Source organism: Mesorhizobium sp. P3_A2 (assembly GCF_056403115.1).
Genome location: NZ_JBFUGC010000007.1, coordinates 261,409 through 276,694 on the forward strand (window position 1 = coordinate 261,409; position 15,286 = coordinate 276,694).

At 62.9% G+C, this 15,286-nt stretch carries 22 protein-coding genes; 10 read left to right on the top strand and 12 right to left on the bottom strand.

The window, feature by feature from the left end; translation table 11 throughout:
• Nucleotides 1–53 precede the first annotated feature (53 nt).
• Both AC1DXM_RS18190 and AC1DXM_RS18195 read left to right on the top strand, forming a co-directional pair.
• Nucleotides 54–524, top strand: coding sequence for a hypothetical protein (locus AC1DXM_RS18190; RefSeq protein ID WP_477234846.1), 471 nt, complete (start codon nt 54–56; stop codon nt 522–524).
• Complete coding sequence (locus AC1DXM_RS18195) at nt 508–2,022, top strand: cupin domain-containing protein (protein ID WP_477234848.1); 1,515 nt, start codon at nt 508–510, stop codon at nt 2,020–2,022. The genes AC1DXM_RS18190 and AC1DXM_RS18195 overlap by 17 nt, the downstream gene beginning before the upstream one ends.
• A 28-nt stretch (nt 2,023–2,050) precedes the next feature.
• Here the strand turns inward: AC1DXM_RS18195 and AC1DXM_RS18200 are convergent, their stop codons facing one another.
• A complete protein-coding gene (locus tag AC1DXM_RS18200; RefSeq protein WP_477234850.1) occupies nt 2,051–2,209 on the bottom strand; it encodes a hypothetical protein in 159 nt (52 codons plus the stop codon).
• 138 nt (nt 2,210–2,347) lie between these two features.
• Between AC1DXM_RS18200 and AC1DXM_RS18205 the strand changes: the two genes are divergently transcribed.
• The 3 genes from AC1DXM_RS18205 to AC1DXM_RS18215 all read left to right on the top strand — a co-directional run bounded on the left by AC1DXM_RS18205 (nt 2,348) and on the right by AC1DXM_RS18215 (nt 5,140).
• Entirely contained in the window at nt 2,348–2,512 is a 165-nt protein-coding gene (locus AC1DXM_RS18205; protein WP_477234852.1) for a hypothetical protein, read from the top strand.
• Between the two features lie 88 nt (nt 2,513–2,600).
• On the top strand, nt 2,601–4,682 hold the full coding sequence (locus AC1DXM_RS18210; protein ID WP_477234854.1) for an ATP-dependent helicase: 2,082 nt from the start codon (nt 2,601–2,603) through the stop codon (nt 4,680–4,682).
• Between the two features lie 155 nt (nt 4,683–4,837).
• Nucleotides 4,838–5,140 carry a DUF982 domain-containing protein gene (locus tag AC1DXM_RS18215; protein WP_477234856.1) on the top strand — a complete coding sequence of 101 codons (303 nt, stop codon included), beginning with the start codon at nt 4,838–4,840 and terminating at the stop codon, nt 5,138–5,140.
• A 31-nt stretch (nt 5,141–5,171) separates the two neighbouring features.
• Here AC1DXM_RS18215 and AC1DXM_RS18220 read toward each other — a convergent pair whose 3' ends face one another.
• From AC1DXM_RS18220 to AC1DXM_RS18235, 4 genes are all read right to left on the bottom strand, one after another.
• Nucleotides 5,172–5,726 (bottom strand): sterol desaturase family protein, encoded by a 555-nt coding sequence (locus tag AC1DXM_RS18220; RefSeq protein ID WP_477234858.1) that lies wholly within the window; start codon nt 5,724–5,726, stop codon nt 5,172–5,174.
• A 113-nt stretch (nt 5,727–5,839) separates the two neighbouring features.
• Nucleotides 5,840–6,628: a GGDEF domain-containing protein gene (locus AC1DXM_RS18225; protein WP_477234860.1), complete on the bottom strand. Its 789-nt coding sequence runs from the start codon at nt 6,626–6,628 to the stop codon at nt 5,840–5,842.
• A gap of 272 nt (nt 6,629–6,900) precedes the next feature.
• Nucleotides 6,901–7,476, bottom strand: a complete 576-nt coding sequence (locus tag AC1DXM_RS18230; RefSeq protein WP_477234862.1) for a hypothetical protein — start codon at nt 7,474–7,476, stop codon at nt 6,901–6,903.
• A gap of 229 nt (nt 7,477–7,705) precedes the next feature.
• Nucleotides 7,706–8,218, bottom strand: a complete 513-nt coding sequence (locus tag AC1DXM_RS18235; RefSeq protein ID WP_477234864.1) for a DinB family protein — start codon at nt 8,216–8,218, stop codon at nt 7,706–7,708.
• Nucleotides 8,219–8,288: 70 nt separating this feature from the next.
• On the opposite strand from AC1DXM_RS18235, the gene AC1DXM_RS18240 reads away from it, so the two are divergent.
• Together AC1DXM_RS18240 and bluB are read left to right on the top strand one after the other, a co-directional pair.
• Nucleotides 8,289–8,981 (top strand): glutathione S-transferase family protein, encoded by a 693-nt coding sequence (locus tag AC1DXM_RS18240; protein ID WP_477234866.1) that lies wholly within the window; start codon nt 8,289–8,291, stop codon nt 8,979–8,981.
• A gap of 111 nt (nt 8,982–9,092) precedes the next feature.
• Nucleotides 9,093–9,728: a 5,6-dimethylbenzimidazole synthase gene (gene bluB / locus AC1DXM_RS18245; RefSeq protein ID WP_477234868.1), complete on the top strand. Its 636-nt coding sequence runs from the start codon at nt 9,093–9,095 to the stop codon at nt 9,726–9,728.
• A gap of 6 nt (nt 9,729–9,734) precedes the next feature.
• Here bluB and AC1DXM_RS18250 read toward each other — a convergent pair whose 3' ends face one another.
• Entirely contained in the window at nt 9,735–9,935 is a 201-nt protein-coding gene (locus AC1DXM_RS18250) for a hypothetical protein (RefSeq protein ID WP_352558018.1), read from the bottom strand.
• A 326-nt stretch (nt 9,936–10,261) separates the two neighbouring features.
• On the opposite strand from AC1DXM_RS18250, the gene ndk reads away from it, so the two are divergent.
• Both ndk and AC1DXM_RS18260 read left to right on the top strand, forming a co-directional pair.
• On the top strand, nt 10,262–10,684 hold the full coding sequence (gene ndk, locus AC1DXM_RS18255) for a nucleoside-diphosphate kinase (RefSeq protein WP_192259008.1): 423 nt from the start codon (nt 10,262–10,264) through the stop codon (nt 10,682–10,684).
• A gap of 134 nt (nt 10,685–10,818) precedes the next feature.
• Complete coding sequence (locus AC1DXM_RS18260; protein WP_477234871.1) at nt 10,819–11,430, top strand: class I SAM-dependent methyltransferase; 612 nt, start codon at nt 10,819–10,821, stop codon at nt 11,428–11,430.
• A 2-nt stretch (nt 11,431–11,432) separates the two neighbouring features.
• Here AC1DXM_RS18260 and AC1DXM_RS18265 read toward each other — a convergent pair whose 3' ends face one another.
• Nucleotides 11,433–11,849 (bottom strand): MarR family winged helix-turn-helix transcriptional regulator, encoded by a 417-nt coding sequence (locus tag AC1DXM_RS18265; protein WP_477234873.1) that lies wholly within the window; start codon nt 11,847–11,849, stop codon nt 11,433–11,435.
• Between the two features lie 103 nt (nt 11,850–11,952).
• On the opposite strand from AC1DXM_RS18265, the gene AC1DXM_RS18270 reads away from it, so the two are divergent.
• Nucleotides 11,953–12,429: a cupin domain-containing protein gene (locus AC1DXM_RS18270; protein WP_477234875.1), complete on the top strand. Its 477-nt coding sequence runs from the start codon at nt 11,953–11,955 to the stop codon at nt 12,427–12,429.
• Between the two features lie 80 nt (nt 12,430–12,509).
• Here AC1DXM_RS18270 and AC1DXM_RS18275 read toward each other — a convergent pair whose 3' ends face one another.
• The 5 genes from AC1DXM_RS18275 to pgsA form a co-directional block, all read right to left on the bottom strand.
• A complete protein-coding gene (locus tag AC1DXM_RS18275) occupies nt 12,510–12,779 on the bottom strand; it encodes a hypothetical protein (RefSeq protein WP_477234877.1) in 270 nt (89 codons plus the stop codon).
• 200 nt (nt 12,780–12,979) lie between these two features.
• Nucleotides 12,980–13,747: a YbaY family lipoprotein gene (locus AC1DXM_RS18280; RefSeq protein ID WP_477234879.1), complete on the bottom strand. Its 768-nt coding sequence runs from the start codon at nt 13,745–13,747 to the stop codon at nt 12,980–12,982.
• 69 nt (nt 13,748–13,816) lie between these two features.
• Nucleotides 13,817–14,290, bottom strand: coding sequence for a molybdenum cofactor biosynthesis protein MoaE (locus AC1DXM_RS18285; protein ID WP_477234881.1), 474 nt, complete (start codon nt 14,288–14,290; stop codon nt 13,817–13,819).
• Between the two features lie 4 nt (nt 14,291–14,294).
• The gene (gene moaD / locus AC1DXM_RS18290) at nt 14,295–14,552 is read right to left on the bottom strand and encodes a molybdopterin converting factor subunit 1 (protein ID WP_112560833.1); all 258 of its coding nucleotides are present in this window, start codon (nt 14,550–14,552) and stop codon (nt 14,295–14,297) included.
• Nucleotide 14,553: 1 nt separating this feature from the next.
• Nucleotides 14,554–15,150, bottom strand: coding sequence for a CDP-diacylglycerol--glycerol-3-phosphate 3-phosphatidyltransferase (gene pgsA, locus AC1DXM_RS18295; RefSeq protein WP_140710699.1), 597 nt, complete (start codon nt 15,148–15,150; stop codon nt 14,554–14,556).
• Nucleotides 15,151–15,286: the final 136 nt, after the last annotated feature.

Genomic DNA, 15,286 nt, shown 5'->3' on the forward strand with positions numbered 1-15,286 from the left:
CATCCCGGATTGAGCCTCATCCGCTCGTCGGCGGAACTGTATCTGATCGGGCCATGTGGAGATTTTACAGCATCGGCAACCGCTATCGCGATCAGCTGACGATCGCTCAGCCGTTCCCGATGGTTGTAGACCACGGTCACAAGACCAGCGCCGCGATTGTGATCGAGGCGAACATGAGGCCACCGGACAGAAGCTTTTTCATCTTTCCGGCTATACCCTTGCAGAGCGGACCAGTCGTGGCGAGATGCTGCAGGATTTCAGGGTTTTCCGCTGATTTTGTGCAGGAGCGCCGTCATGAGCAGGTCGATGCGGGTCACCTCATGACGCAGAGGAAAGACTCAGCTATCTTCGGTCGTGCGGCGGGCCTGTTTTCCCGCTTGGCCGGCGCTTTCAGCTTCCTCCCGAGCAGCGCCGGCCTTCTTCTCCGCTCTTGTTTTGCGATGCGCGCCTGTCGTACTCTCGGCTCAGGCAATCGGTTCCGATTGGGTTCACCTAAAAAGCTGATTGATGATCGACGACATTGAGCGCGACGGTTTCGCTGGTCCGTTTCCGGTTCTAAGCCGAAAGGAACGGGGCCGACTTCTGCCCAGGCTGATCAAGGAACGCCAGAAAAAGAAGGTGTGGAGCAAGGCGTCCGCTGTCGCCAATCATCACTACTACAAGATCGCCAGCGACCCGCGCATCCTCGCGCTGGTACGTCCGGTCCTCGGCGAAGACATCATTCTGTGGGCCGCGCATGTCGTCATCAGGCGTCCGGACACGGAGCATCCGTTTCACTGCGATGTTGAATCGTCATCGGCCGATGGCGGCTTCCTGACCGTGTGGCTCGGCCTGGAGAACACAAATTCCGCGTCGGGCCTCAAATTCGTCAGGGGTTCGCACCGCTATGGCGCCACGGTTCAGGAGATCAAAGCCAGGCTTGGAATGAATGCGGCGGAAAATTCCGATGCGGCTGTGCTGGATGCAGCGCGGACTTTTGCTGAAGACGCAACAATCGTTCAGCCCGACGTTTGCGATGGTGCCGCGCTGATCTTTGACGGCAGAGTCTGGCATGGCTCGCACAACCCGTCGACGACTGCGCGCGTCGCCTTGCTGCTGCAATATGCCCGCGCCGACCGCGCCGTTTTCATTCCTGAGGCCTTCGATTGGCCGTTCCATTTCAAGACGGAGCCAAGACCGCCGGTACTGGTCGTTTCCGGCCGCTCGCCGATCGGTATCAACCAGATCGCCAGACCGCCCGGCCCGCGCAGGCTTGCCGCAATACCGAACGCCGTGGTCGATCTGCCCGAACTGCCGGCCAAGCCGGTGGCACATTTCGCCTCGATGCCGCACTTTCGCGGCCGCACGGCCAAGATCGAATTCATGGACGCGCACTCGTCGGTACTGGCGCCCGGCGCCACGCCGCATTCACTGCACACCCATGTGGAAGAAGAGATCCTCATCGTCGTTTCGGGGCAAGCAGCGTTGATAACTGCCGACGATGTCGGGTCTGAGAGCATTCGAAGCGAAACGATGAACGCAGGCGATTTCGCCTATTACCCCGCCTTCCAGCCGCACACGCTGGTCAATGCCAGCGACAAACCAGTGCTCTACACGATGCTCAAATGGCGCAACGAGCGAGGCCATGCGCCCGGTGAAGCGTCGAAGCTGGCCTTCGTGCGGAGCTCAGACACGCTGTTTGCCGCCGCGGATCTCGGCAAGCGCAATCGGGGGACCATCCTCAACGCGAAGACCAGATGGCTCGATCGATTGCACTGTCATGTCTCGATCGCAATGCCTGGCGTCGGCTACGCGCCCCATGCCGACCGTTATGACGTGGCAATTGTCCTGTTCTCCGGTGCGATTGAGACGCTGGGCAAGCGGGTTTCGGCTCCGGCGCTGCTTTATCACCCTGCCGGTGCAATGCACGGACTGAAGTCCGTCGGCGCTGAACCCGCACGCTATCTCGTCTTCGAACTGGACAAGGCGGTATCACGCTGGTCCACCGTGCTTCATGCCGCCCGAAATCTGCTGGGGCGGTAAAGATTCATCTTGGCCGCGATGGCCCGATCTATTGCGCCGGCGGCGCCTGGTCGCCACCCATGGGTGACTTCGGCGCCGGCTGCGGGACTTGGTCGACCACGGGCGCCTTGGTCGGCTGGATGTTGTTGTCGCAGGCCGCGAGCGCCATCGCCAGCAGAATCGGGACCGCAATCGGAAACCCTTTCATGGCAACCTCCCTGGGTCTGCCCTCTCCTTCGTAAAGGCAACGAGGTGGTTCGGCTTTGGTTGCACACCTCATCGGGCGGCGCCACCGGCTGGAACAAAACGCCGCCTCTGCGGTTGGTTGAGCAAAGGAGATCGCGCCATGATCCGTCTGCTCATAACCGGCCTTGTCGCCTATGCGGCCTATCGCGCCGCCAGAAAAATCATCGACGAGGTGCCTGACAATTTCGAACCGCTGCCGATGCCCGGCGACGAACGCGCCTTGCGACGCCAGTCGGCGGCAATGGGCGTCGCCCCGCGGAGATAGGCCAGCCATCCCCACAGGGATAAAGCCCGGTAGAGGCCGAGCTGCGGTAGCCCGTTGCGAACAAAGCAGAAACGATGCTTGATGGGCGATGACCATCGCCATCAATGATTCGACCCTGCAGCCCGCCTATCTCGCCAAGCTCAACGCCGAGCAGCGGCTGGCCGTCGAACATGGCGACGGCCAGATCGCGGGACCGTTGCTGGTGATTGCCGGCGCCGGCTCCGGCAAGACCAACACGCTGGCCCACCGGGTTGCGCATCTGATCGTCAAGGGCGCCGATCCGCGACGCATCCTGCTCATGACGTTCTCGCGCCGCGCTGCCAGCGAAATGGCCAGACGGGTCGAACGCATTGCCGGCGAGGTGCTGGGCCGCGATGCGTCCGTCATCGCCGACGCGCTGAGTTGGGCGGGTACATTTCATGGCATTGGCGCCCGGCTGTTGCGCGACTATGCACTAACGATCGGCCTCGATCCGACCTTTACCATCCACGATCGCGAGGATTCCGCCGACCTGATGAATCTTGCCCGGCATGAACTCGGCTTTTCGAAGACCGAAAGCCGTTTTCCGACCAAGGGCACGTGCCTGGCGATCTATTCGCGCACTGTCAACGCGCAGGCGCCGCTCGGCGAGGTGCTGGGTGCGGCTTTTCCCTGGTGCTCAGGGTGGGCAGAACAGCTAAAGGCGCTGTTCGCCGGATATGTCGAGGCCAAGCAGGCGCAGAACGTGCTCGATTACGACGACCTGCTGCTCTACTGGGCGCAGATGGCGGTCGAGCCTGAAATCGCCACGCATCTTTCTTCCCGTTTTGATCATGTGCTGGTCGACGAATACCAGGACACCAACAGACTGCAGGCCTCGATCCTTTCAGCGCTGAAGCCGGACGGCGCCGGACTGACGGTGGTCGGCGACGACGCGCAGTCGATATATTCGTTCCGCGCCGCCGAGGTGCGCAACATCCTGGATTTCCCCCAGCAATTCACGCGAGCCGCAGACGTCATCATGCTGGAGCGCAACTACCGATCGACCGTGACCATTTTGGCTGCGGCCAATGCGGTGATTTCCGAAGCGTCGGAGCGCTTCACCAAGAATCTGTGGTCGGAGCGCAAATCCTCGCAAAAGCCGAAACTGGTCAGCGTGCGCGACGAGGCTGAACAGGCAAATTATGTCTGCCAGGCGATCCTCGCCGAGCGCGAGGCCGGCACGGTGCTGAAGTCGCAAGCGGTGCTGTTTCGTGCCTCGCATCACAGCGGGCCGCTGGAGATCGAGCTGACGCGCCGCAACATCCCGTTCGTCAAGTTCGGCGGTCTGAAATTCCTTGACGCCGCCCACGTCAAGGACGTGCTGGCGGTGCTGCGCTTTGCCGAGAACCCGCGCGACCGCGTCGCCGGCTTTCGCGTGCTGCAGCTTCTGCCCGGCATCGGCCCTTCGGCGGCCAGCGCCGTCGTCGAGACCATGGCGACATCGCTCGATGAAGCGATGGGGCTGGCCCGTTACCGGCCGCCGCAACGCGCCGCGGAGGACTGGCCGGCATTCGTCACGCTCTATTCCGGCCTGCGCGCCAGGTCAGGCAAATGGCCGGCCGATCTCGAACAGGTCAGGCTGTGGTACGAGCCGCATCTTGAGCGCATGCATGAGGATGCAACGACGCGGCGAGCCGACCTCCTGCAGCTCGAGCAGATCGCCTTCGGCTACGCCTCGCGCGAGCGCTTCCTGACCGAACTGACGCTCGATCCACCGGATGCGACCAGCGACCAGGCCGGGCCGCCGCATCGCGATGAGGACTATCTGATCCTGTCGACCATCCATTCGGCCAAGGGCCAGGAATGGAAGAACGTCTTCGTGCTCAACACCGTCGATGGCTGCATCCCGGCCGATCTCGGCGTCGGCACCAAGGAAGACATCGAGGAGGAGCGCCGGCTGCTTTACGTCGCGATGACGCGGGCCAAGGACGGCCTGCACCTGGTGACGCCGCAGCGCTTTTATCCGCACAACCAGCCGGCGCGCGGCGACCGCAACGTTTATGCCTCACGCAGCCGCTTCATACCGGCCTCCATCCTCGGCGCCTTCGAGCAGACCTCGTGGGCGAGCGTCCACGCAAAGGACGATCCTCGCCACAGACCTGACGTTCGGGTCGACCTCGGTGCCCGCATGCGCGGCATGTGGAAATAGCCGCCGGCTGCAACCGCGGATGCCGACCGGGGGAGCGACGTCAAAAAGCAAAATTCTCTGTCATGGAACCTCAGGCCCCGCGCCGCGTTTTCTGGCGTCCAACCCTGATCGGAGAGCGGCGACCGCCTCCCCTCCGCCAATCCAGAGAGGCCAGAATGCACGACGCGATGTTCTTCACCCCGGTTGCCGTCACCGTTGGCGCCGGCCACAAACGCATGCTCGCCTCGCTGTTCGAAATGCATGATTTCCTGACCGAATTTCCGCCGTCGCGCCGACGCGTGAGCTATGGCGCCGCGGTGAAGGCCTGCGAGGCGGCACGCACCGGCGAAATCTCGACTGAGGCCGCGCGCGATGCGCTGATCACCTTTGCGGTGACGGCCGGCATCCTCTGGCCACCAGTCCAGCCGATCATCTCGGTCAAGCCGGTCGCGCGCGGCTATGGCGGCTACGCCGCCTGAGACGGCGGATCAAACCTGGCCGGCGAAAAGATCAATCGGACTTGCCGGCCGGCGTAGGTGCGGCTTCGGCCAGCCTTGCAGCTTGCGCGAGCTGTCCGGTGCTGCCGACAAACGGATAGGCAAGCTGCTGATGATAGAGCGGCGGGACCGGATCATCGGTGCCGTATTTCTGCGGCATCCTGTAGGGCATGAACAACGTGCCTCCCAGCATGTCGAGCAAAGGCAGCTGCCCGGCGAAATTCTTGTCCCAGGCTTCACGCTCATTGGCATGATGCCAATGATGAAACTGCGGTGACGCCGGAAGCCATTTCAACGGTCCGACCTTGATACGCGTGTTGGAATGGATGAACAGCGACTGCCACTGATAGATCAGTGTGAAGATCAGTATGGCGGTGCTCGAAAAATCGAGCGCGAAAACCGGCACGAACGAGGCCGATTTGGTCAGGATCTGGTCGACAGGATGGACGCGGTGCGCGGCCAGCCAATCCATCTCCTCGATGCTGTGGTGGATCGAATGGAAGCGCCACAGGAACGGGACGGCGTGAAAGGCGCGATGCGCCAGGTAGAAGCCGGTATCGGCCAGCACCAGAACCTCCACCGCCTGCAGCCAGACCGGACGGTAACAGCTCCACTGCGCTATATCAGGTCGGCGTTGCAGTGATCCGCCTGATCAGGCCCGCTCTGACCTATCGCTCAATCTCAATGGAACGTTGCCGGATCGCCGGTCAGCAGGCCGCGCGGCCCGGTTGTCTCAAAACTGACCTGGTCGCGCCCGTTCGACTTGGCCTTGTAGAGGTGCCGGTCGGCCGTCAGGAACATGTCGGCATAGGTGGTGGGCCCGCTGAAGGCGACGCCGCCGATGCTCACCGAGAGCGGACAAGGTCGTCCACCCGGGGCAAATTCGACCTCGCGGATGCGCCGCCGGATCCCCTCGGCGACCAGCCAGGACTGCGACGGGTCGGCGCCGGGCAGGAAAACGGCGAACTCCTCGCCGCCGATGCGTCCGACAATATCGGCGCCGCGCAGCTGGGCCTTGATCGTCTCGGCAATCAGCTTCAGCGCCTGATCGCCGCAATCGTGACCCAGTCGATCGTTGATGGTCTTGAAATGGTCGGCGTCGACGATCAGCAAGGCGCCGGCATTGACGACGACCTGGCTGCGCGCCTGGTCGAGATAGGCTTCAACCAGCATTGAAAACGCGCCGCGGTTGAACACCGCCGTCAGGCTGTCGGTCGCCGCGACGATGCTCAGCTCTTTCTGGGCGATGGCCAGCTGACGCATCTTGTACATCAGGAAAGAGAAGAACGATCCACCCAGCACAAGCGGCAGCAGCAGGTCGGTGAGTTGCGCCCAGCGCAACGCATCAGGCGACAGCGACGAAAAATTGTAGGAATCGACAAAGAAGGCAGCCGCGATACAGATCGCCGTGCCGACAACTGTGACCACTATGACCCTGCCCCAACTCGTGGGCGACAGATCGATCCGCATGCCATTCTCCACCGTGTCCGCCATTTTGCAGTAGGAACACAAATGAAACCCTAAAACCTTGCCTTCAATTGTAATGTGGTTAACAGCCCGTCGAAAGCACGGCCATCGCCGTGAAGATGCCGGCGGTCACAAAAAGCCCGCCACTTGCGTGGCGGGCTTTCCGACTGGCCGGAGGCTTCTCGTCAGCGCATGTCCTCGGGAAGTCCGGGGCATGCAGTAGGAGAGTGCCGTAAAGCCCCACGGCTGGTTCGACACTCCCGGCGAACCCCGTCTCAGCGACGGGAGATCATCAGGCAGAGCTGCCGCAGGTCGCTGTCGTAGGTGCCCTCGCTGCTGAGCACATCGATGCAGCGCTTCTTCATGCGTGTCAGCTGGCTGCTCGACATGCTGGCGACGACGCCCGGCATAGCCGGCGTGGTGGCAGTTGCCGCAGTGCCGAGGGTGCCAGGAACCCCTGGCGTTCCAACTCCGACATTGGCGCTCGTGCCGCCGAGTGTCACGCCGACCGCGCTGTTGGTGCCGTTGCCCAAAGTCGCATTTGCTCCAGCGCCGTTGGTGCCACCGATGGATGCGGTAGCTGTGGAACTGCTGCCGCCGATGGTGGCAGTCCCATCGGCGCCATTTGTGCCGCCGATCGAAACGTTGGCACTGGTTCTGCTACCGCCGAAAGATGCATTTGCGTCAGCTCCATTTGGCCCGCCCGCATTGGCGTCGGCTCTGTTTCCGCCGACGGATACGCCGCCAAGTCCACCAAGCCCGACGCTTTGGGCGTTCGCAGGCATGGCGAGAATAACGATGATTGCACCACTCGCCAATGTACTGGCGATTCTCTTTACGATACTGGCCATAACACTCTCCTGTGTGGTTTTCTATTTTCGCATTTCAGCACTCACAGATCTAAACGCACTCGTTCTTTTTCGATAAGATACGCGGAGAGCGGTGTTTTGGTTTCTTTAGCTTTTGTGCATATGAAGAGTCGTGGTTTTTAATCTCTACGCTGCGGCAAGAAGAATTTAGACGAACTTGCTCAAATTTTTAAATTTGAGGAATCTACCACTCGGATTGCAGGAAGGTGCATCAGGCGTAGGCGCGGCCTTCCTCGCTGCGCTGGAACAGCACCAGATCGAGCGGCACGGAGGGCCGGCCAAGCACGGTCAGGATCATGTGGGCATGGCCGCGATGATGGGTCTGATGGTTGAAGAAGTGGCTGAGCGCCGGCGCCAGTCGCTGCGAAACGGTGCGCATATCGGAAAGCGTCATGTAGGAGAAGCGGCCGGCAAGCGCCTTGTCGCTCATGCCGTCGATCCAGCCGATGATCCTCTTGTCCTCCGCCTCGCGCGCCTGCCACAGGACAGGCAAAGCACGGTGGAGGACGGCGTCGGTTCGCGACGGTGCGTCGCCCGTGCCGGTGAAGCGCTTCATCCAGACGCGGTCCGCGGCCAGCAGATGATTGAGCGTGCCGGCCATCGAGCCGAAGAAGGCGCCGACGTCCCTTTCGAATTCTTCGTCCACGAGATCGGCGGCAGCATTGTAGATGCGGCCATTGGCCCATTGATTGTAGGCCGCAAACATCATGAAATGCTGTTTCATCTTTTCTTCCCGCCGACGAGTTCCGCTTCAGCCGCAGGCGCCTAATTAGACCGCGAGGACGCAGCCGCCAATGGCCATTCTGTTCTATGAACTCGTCGGACGCGACACGACCCGTCCGTTCAGCCCGCATTGCTGGAAGGTCGCCATGGCGCTTGCACATAAAGGTCTCGACAGATCCAGCCTGCCGACCCGCTTTCTCGACGTGCCCAGGGTCGAGGGCGGTGTCTCGAAGACCGTGCCGGTGATCCGCGACGGCGATCGTGTGGTGGCCGATTCCTTCGCCATCGCGCTCTATCTGGACGAGACCTATCCCGAGCGGCCGACGCTGTTTGCCGGCGACGGCGGCAAGGCGATGGCGCGTTTCATCGAGCGCTGGTCGCAACTCACCATCCATCCCTATGTCACCACGGCCGCGCTGCTCGACATCCACGCCATGCAGGACGACGAGAACGCCGCCTATTTCCGCTCCAGCCGCGAGCAGCGCTTCGGCAAGCCGCTGGAAGCGGTGACGGCGGCCCGCGATGCCGGGCTCGCCGGCTTCCGTGCCGCGCTGGAGCCGCTGCGTTCGATGCTCGGCTATCAGCCGTTCATCGGCGGCGCCTTGCCGCTCTTTGCCGATTACATCGTCTTCGGCGCGCTGCAATGGGCGCGCATCACCTCGCCCTACCGCTTGCTCGACGATAGCGACATCGTTGCGCAATGGTTCGAACGCTGCCTCGACCTTCATGACGGCCTCGGCCGCACGGTGGAGGCGGCACAGTAAGGCAATGGGCAATAAGGCAGTAGGGCAGTAGGTTACGGTGCTCGGACTGCCTCAACTAAACCTTGCCCTACTGCCCTACTGCCCTACTGCCTTACTCCTAGCGAGACCGCCATGTCGTCACCTCCCGATTTCACCGCCGATTTTCGCGCCGGGCTCGTTACGCTGCTGCGCTGGCGTCGGGATGTGCGGCGCTTCGAACGGACGGCTTTGCCCGAGGGGACGCTGGAACGGCTGCTGGAGCTTGCCAGCATCGCGCCGTCCGTCGGGCTCAGCCAGCCGTGGCGCTTCGTTGTGGTCGACAGCGCCGAACGGCGCGCGGCCGTGAGAGGCTCTTTCGAGCGCTGCAATGCCGAGGCGCTTACATGCTTTTCGGGCGAGCGCGCAGCGCTCTATGCCCGGCTGAAGCTTGCCGGTCTCAACGAAGCACCCTGCCAGTTCGCGGTTTTCGCCGACCGTACGACTGAACAAGGTCACGGGCTTGGCCGCATGACCATGCCGGCGACCATCGACTATTCGGCCGTCATGGCGGTGCATACTCTGTGGCTGGCGGCGCGGGCAGAAGGCATCGGCATGGGCTGGGTGTCGATCCTCGACGCGGCCGAGATGGCCAAGATCCTCGATACACCGCCCGAATGGACGCTGATCGGCTATTTCTGCCTCGGCTATCCCAGCGAGGAGCACGACGTGCCGACGCTGGAACGCGAGGGCTGGGAAAGCCGACGGTCGCCCCTGGTGATCAGGCGATAATTCCGGTCACTTCGCCTCATCCTTGGCGATGAGCCTGACGCAGATCGGGTCGCCCTTCGGCATCGGCGTACATTGCCATTCCGGGCCGAAACCGAAGTTGGTATTCTTCCCGAGCCCGAGCAGCATGGCAACGACCAGACCGCCGAAGAGGGCAACCATCAGCAGGATCCCCTTGATATCCCCGGGTCTCAGATCGTGCCAGTTCATCTCGCCGAAGGTCCTCCGGTATCCGGCTTCCCATCCAACTGATTTCCCTGGAGATGATACCCCCGCCCCTGCGACCCGTCCATCTTCGCCCCGGCCGATCTGTCGCCCTTCGACGGCGACACCGTACCAGGACATGGGGCGACCCGATCAGTTCAGCCGCGAAGACAGCCGGCTCTACGGCCTGCCGCCGCTGCGCGACGTCGGCGCCGCCAGGGCGCCGGTCGCGGCGCAATAGCGCGGGTCGAGCGCCTCCCCTTGGCAATGGGTCGGGCGGCTTGTATAGAGCCCGCCACTCCCAATTCCACTCTTCATCACAAGGACGACCAATGGCGATCGAACGCACCTTTTCCATGATCAAGCCGGATGCGACCCGGCGCAACCTCACCGGCGCCATCACCAGGATGCTGGAAGAGGCCGGCCTGCGCGTCATCGCCTCGCGCCGTGTGTGGATGAGCCGCCGTGAGGCAGAAGGCTTCTACGCCGTCCACAAGGATCGCCCGTTCTTTGGCGAGCTGGTGGAATTCATGTCGTCGGCGCCGACCATCGTCCAGGTGCTCGAAGGCGAAAATGCCATTGCCAGGAACCGCGAAGTGATGGGCGCTACCAACCCGGCCAACGCCGCCGAGGGCACCATCCGCAAGGTCCATGCGCTGTCGATCGGCGAGAATTCGGTGCACGGCTCCGACGCGCCGGAAACCGCCGCGCAGGAGATCAAGTACTGGTTCTCGGACACCGAAATCGTCGGCTGAGCCGACGCGAACGGAATGCATGCAAAAGGCCGGCGTTTCGCCGGCCTTTTTCTTTGGCGTCGGACCTCGCTGCCCTCCCCCCGAAGATCGACCTGCGCTAAGGTCGGATCGCGCTCCAGCGGATCCGACCTACCATGACCAGCGCCATCCCCGGTTTCTTCCAAGGCACCGAGATGCCGTCGAGCGGCTGGTGGGAGGCGCTGTGGCCTGATCCAGCCGGCGTGCTTGCGGCAACCGGGCTGAAGCCGGGCATGGAGGTGGTCGACCTCTGCTGCGGCGACGGCTGGTTCACGTTGCCGATCGCCGCCGTCGCCCGCCGTGTCATCGCCATCGATATCGATGCCGACCTGCTGGAGGCCGCGCAACGACGGCTGACCGGCGCCGGCGTGACCAATTGCGAATTCGTCGCCGGCGACGCCTACGAACTCGCGAGCCTGGTGTCCCGGCCAGTCGACTTCGTCTTCATGGCCAACGCCTTCCACGGCGTGCCCGACCGGCCGCGCCTGGCGCGTGCCGTGCACGAGGCGCTCGCCCCCGGCGGACATTTCGTCATCGTCAACTGGCACCAGCACCCGCGCGAGACGACGACAGTGCTGGGCGAGCCGCGCGGCCCGCGAACCGAACTCAGGCTGTCACCGCAACAGACCATCACGGATGTCGAAGCCGGCGGCCTGAAGCTTGTTAAACTGGTCGAGGTGCCGCCCTATCACTATGGGGCGCGGTTCGGGAAGGCGAAGCCGGTCTGAGCTCAACGAATGAGCGGCGTGTCCCAGAGGTCGCCGAGCAGCGTTTTCAGTTCCGTGAAACGCTTCTGCCCAAGCTCCTTGGCCCATTCGCGCTCGACGTCCAGCAAGATGTCGGCCATTTTCTGGTAGGCGGCGCGCCCGCGGTCGGTGAAATGGACAATGGTCCCGCCGCTCTCGTCGGGTGCCGCCGAGCGGGTGATGTAACGCATCGCTTCCAGTGTCTTCAGCAACTGGTTCATGGCCTGCTTGCTCATCCCGGCGCGCTCGGCAAGCGCGCTCGGCCGAAGGCCATCAGGGCCGGGATATTGGATCACCGCCATATGCGGCGGGCTGAGGTCCTCGAAACCCGAGGCCTTCAGATCCCGGATCAGTTTGCGGTGAATGGCCATGGCCGGTACGCGCAGCAGCGCACCGATCAATGGTGGCTTCCTTGGTAGATCTTCCGTGGATGACGGCATTGACACTCGGGTAAATTGAGTTTACTCATTTCGGTAAATTCGATTTACCACATAGGAGGATGGAATGCTAGACAAAGCCGGCCAGGTTCGCGTCAATCCTGCGGAGGAGACAATCAGCCATGGCGGCCTTGCCGTGCACTTCCTGCTGACCGGCGACCAATCGAACGGCAGCATCGCCGCCTTCGAACTGACGGTCGCCAGCTCGCAGCGCCTGCCCGCCCCGGCACACAGCCACGACCACTATGAAGAGACGATGTACGGGATCGAAGGCGTGCTGACGCTGACCGTCGACGGACACCGGCACGATATCGGACCTGGCCAGGCGTTGTGCATTCCGCGCGGTGCGGTCCACCGCTTCGACAACGACACCGCCGAGAACGCCAAGGTGCTTTGCGTGGTGACGCCGGCGGCGATCGGTCCGGACTATTTCCGCGAGGCCTTCGCCATCTTCAGCGCCGGCGGCCCGCCCGACCACGCCAGGCTCATGGACCTGATGCGCCGGTTCGCCCTGACGCCGGCGCCGCCGCCACCGCAGACGTGACGCTCTCCCAAGTGGTCAACTGGCGGCGCGGCGTATCGGACGAACAAGAGTTCCCGCCGCCCGTAGCGGCGGGTTTTCTGTCACTTCGCTTGGCGCTCTTTCACATTTGCATGATCGTTCGCCGCTTCGGTGTCGGTGGCCGGTGTCTGGGTGTCGTCGCCGACAAACGGACTGCCCTGCCCAGGCGCCAGGTCGCCACTATGGCCGGCCTTGTTGGTCTGGAAGGGTTGGCTGTCAGGACTGAGACCATGCTGAAGTGCATTGAACAAATGGTCGTCGGCCCTGGCAAAGCCGGCGAAGGTAATCAGCGAAACGCCTGTGGCGGCAAGGATAAGCGCGTGCTTTTTCATGTCTGGACTCCTTTTTGAGTGGCCAGATCGAGCCGCATTCGGTCTGGCGGCTTCAGTGAAGGGACATGTCCCTTTTGCCGACCCGCCATATGGGACGTTAACGCTTCGCGCGGCCGGACTATTCCCGGCTGTCGCGTAATCCGGGTCGGAAAAGTCGCGAAGACGATTCCCGCGCCGCCGCCACGCCAGGTCCGTCGACGTCAGCTTGCCGCGTTGAACCGCAAAATGTCGCGGCCGTCCTTGTCGGCGATGGTGAGCTTGCCAGCATCGACATGGTACGACGCCGCCTTGACCAACGCCTCGAACAGCGCCTTTTCCTCGGCCATCACCTCCGGCGCGCAGGCCTTGTAGGTCGAGCCGATGTCGCTGACGGCGATCGTCGAGCCCTCGACCTTGGCGGTGGCGAAATAGGCGTTGCAAGGGCCGCTGCCGCCGGCCTTGCCGGCTTCACTGACCCTGAACGTCGCTTTCGGTTGCGCGATCACACCGATGCCGTCGATATATTCGACCAGCCAGCTCTGATCGAACAGCGAGGCCGAGGTCGGCTTGTCGCTCGGCGCCACCATTTTCAACACGATCGTCTGCGGCGCATCGCTCAGCGGATCGACCTGATAGCGTGTGTCCGTGATGAACAGCAGCTTGTCGTCGGCGGTGATGCGCGCCTGCAGCGCGTAGGTCATGTTGGGCCGGATCACCGTTGGATCGAAGCTGATCTCGAACTTGATCGGCACCTGGCCGGCCGGCGCCACCTTGCGTTCGCCGACAATGACGGCCGGCGCATCGGCCAAAGACACGTCGGCCAGCTGTACCGAAAGTACGGCGTTGGGCGGCAGCGCGATGCGCTCGCGATACATCACTTCGCCCTTCAGGGTTTTCTCGGCGGCGACAGACATTTCGGGAACGGCCAGCATGCCGACGACCAGCGGCACAAAACCGAAGACGAAGAATTCAGCGATCCTGTCCAGCATGCCCTTGCTCCCTTTTGCCAGATGCGATTTGGCCAAGGGAATGCGGTCAATACATGGCTACGCCGAGATTTATTCAGGCCGCGCCTTCCAACGCGCCGCAGCCTGGTCGTCGGCGTCCTTGGCCTCGACCCAGCCGCCGTCGGTGCCGTCCACGCGATGTTCCTTCTTCCAGAACGGCGCGCGCGATTTCAGGAAATCCATCAGGAAATTCGCCGCTTCGAACGCCGCCTGTCGGTGCGCGGACGCCGCCACCACCAGCACGATGTTTTCGCCGGGTGCGATCTTGCCGTGGCGATGGATGACGGTGAGCCCCTGCAGCGGCCAGCGCTGAACCGCCTCGGCGGCAATGCGGCCGATCTCGGCTTCGGCCATGCCGGGATAATGTTCGAGCTCGAGTGCCGACAGCTGAGCTTCCTCGTCACGGCAGAGGCCTTGGAAAGACACCACGGCGCCGATGTCGGCGCGGCCCTGCGTCAGCCTGGCGATCTCGGCGGCAACGTCGAAATCCTCGCGCTGGATGCGCACCATCGGCAGGCCGGGCATGGCGTCAGCCGCCGGTCATCGGCGGAAACAGCGCGATCTCGCGCGCGCCGGCGACCTTTTCCCGATGCTCGACATGTTCCTGGTTGATGGCGACACGGATCACGTCGGGATATTGCAGCGCGTGCTCATACTCCTCGCCGCGCGATTTCAGCCAGCGCAAGAGGTCGGCCACCGTCTCGATACCGGCCGGCAATTCGACGTCTTCCTCAGGCTTGCCGATCCGTTCGCGCACCCAGGCAAAATAGATGAGCCGCGTGGTCATCTCACTCGTCCATGATGTGCTTGAGGCCGGCGCGGAAATAGTCGTAGCCGGTGTAGAGCGTGACCAGTGCGGCGATCCACAGCAGCACCAGCCCGGTCTGCGTGGTCAGCGGGAAGATCTTGTCGCCGGCAGGTCCGGCAAGCAGGAAGGCGATGGCGACCATCTGGATGGCGGTCTTCCATTTGGCGAGCTGGGTCACCGGCACCGAGACTTTCAGCGCCGCCAGATATTCGCGCAGGCCCGAGACCAGGATCTCGCGGCACAGGATGATGATCGCCGCCCAAAGCGACCAGCCGGCGATGCCGGCGTGCCGGTCGGTGTCGGCGGCCAAGAGCAGCAGGCAGGTGGCGACAAGCAGTTTGTCGGCTATCGGATCGAGCATCTTGCCGATGTTGGAGGTCTGCTGCCAGGCGCGCGCCAGATAGCCGTCGAGATAATCGGTGATCGAGGCCAGCAGGAAGATGATCAGCGCCGACCAGCGGGCGAAGTCGCTCGATTTCAGATGCCCTTCGAGAAAAAAGCACAGCACCACCAGCGGCACCGCGACAATGCGGGCGTAGGTGAGCATGTTGGGCAGGTTGAACGCGCGCTGGGCCATATCGGGGGGACTCTTTCTGCCTGCGTACTCAAATCAGAACCGGATGTAGGGGGTCAACAGCCGAGATTCGATTGGCCAGACGAAAATAGCACCCCGTCTTCCAAAGTGGACGCATATCGTTATCCCAAAACCGCTT

What these genes read in the sequence shown, in the direction of transcription:
- AC1DXM_RS18190 (WP_477234846.1), top strand. Translation starts at nt 54, where the DNA reads ATGTGGAGATTTTACAGCATCGGCAACCGCTATCGCGATCAGCTGACG.
- AC1DXM_RS18195 (WP_477234848.1), top strand. Translation starts at nt 508, where the DNA reads ATGATCGACGACATTGAGCGCGACGGTTTCGCTGGTCCGTTTCCGGTT.
- AC1DXM_RS18200 (WP_477234850.1), bottom strand. Translation starts at nt 2,209, where the DNA reads ATGAAAGGGTTTCCGATTGCGGTCCCGATTCTGCTGGCGATGGCGCTC.
- AC1DXM_RS18205 (WP_477234852.1), top strand. Translation starts at nt 2,348, where the DNA reads ATGATCCGTCTGCTCATAACCGGCCTTGTCGCCTATGCGGCCTATCGC.
- AC1DXM_RS18210 (WP_477234854.1), top strand. Translation starts at nt 2,601, where the DNA reads ATGACCATCGCCATCAATGATTCGACCCTGCAGCCCGCCTATCTCGCC.
- AC1DXM_RS18215 (WP_477234856.1), top strand. Translation starts at nt 4,838, where the DNA reads ATGCACGACGCGATGTTCTTCACCCCGGTTGCCGTCACCGTTGGCGCC.
- AC1DXM_RS18225 (WP_477234860.1), bottom strand. Translation starts at nt 6,628, where the DNA reads ATGCGGATCGATCTGTCGCCCACGAGTTGGGGCAGGGTCATAGTGGTC.
- AC1DXM_RS18230 (WP_477234862.1), bottom strand. Translation starts at nt 7,476, where the DNA reads ATGGCCAGTATCGTAAAGAGAATCGCCAGTACATTGGCGAGTGGTGCA.
- AC1DXM_RS18235 (WP_477234864.1), bottom strand. Translation starts at nt 8,218, where the DNA reads ATGAAACAGCATTTCATGATGTTTGCGGCCTACAATCAATGGGCCAAT.
- AC1DXM_RS18240 (WP_477234866.1), top strand. Translation starts at nt 8,289, where the DNA reads ATGGCCATTCTGTTCTATGAACTCGTCGGACGCGACACGACCCGTCCG.
- bluB (WP_477234868.1), top strand. Translation starts at nt 9,093, where the DNA reads ATGTCGTCACCTCCCGATTTCACCGCCGATTTTCGCGCCGGGCTCGTT.
- AC1DXM_RS18250 (WP_352558018.1), bottom strand. Translation starts at nt 9,935, where the DNA reads ATGAACTGGCACGATCTGAGACCCGGGGATATCAAGGGGATCCTGCTG.
- ndk (WP_192259008.1), top strand. Translation starts at nt 10,262, where the DNA reads ATGGCGATCGAACGCACCTTTTCCATGATCAAGCCGGATGCGACCCGG.
- AC1DXM_RS18260 (WP_477234871.1), top strand. Translation starts at nt 10,819, where the DNA reads ATGACCAGCGCCATCCCCGGTTTCTTCCAAGGCACCGAGATGCCGTCG.
- AC1DXM_RS18270 (WP_477234875.1), top strand. Translation starts at nt 11,953, where the DNA reads ATGCTAGACAAAGCCGGCCAGGTTCGCGTCAATCCTGCGGAGGAGACA.
- AC1DXM_RS18275 (WP_477234877.1), bottom strand. Translation starts at nt 12,779, where the DNA reads ATGAAAAAGCACGCGCTTATCCTTGCCGCCACAGGCGTTTCGCTGATT.
- AC1DXM_RS18280 (WP_477234879.1), bottom strand. Translation starts at nt 13,747, where the DNA reads ATGCTGGACAGGATCGCTGAATTCTTCGTCTTCGGTTTTGTGCCGCTG.
- AC1DXM_RS18285 (WP_477234881.1), bottom strand. Translation starts at nt 14,290, where the DNA reads ATGCCCGGCCTGCCGATGGTGCGCATCCAGCGCGAGGATTTCGACGTT.
- moaD (WP_112560833.1), bottom strand. Translation starts at nt 14,552, where the DNA reads ATGACCACGCGGCTCATCTATTTTGCCTGGGTGCGCGAACGGATCGGC.
- pgsA (WP_140710699.1), bottom strand. Translation starts at nt 15,150, where the DNA reads ATGGCCCAGCGCGCGTTCAACCTGCCCAACATGCTCACCTACGCCCGC.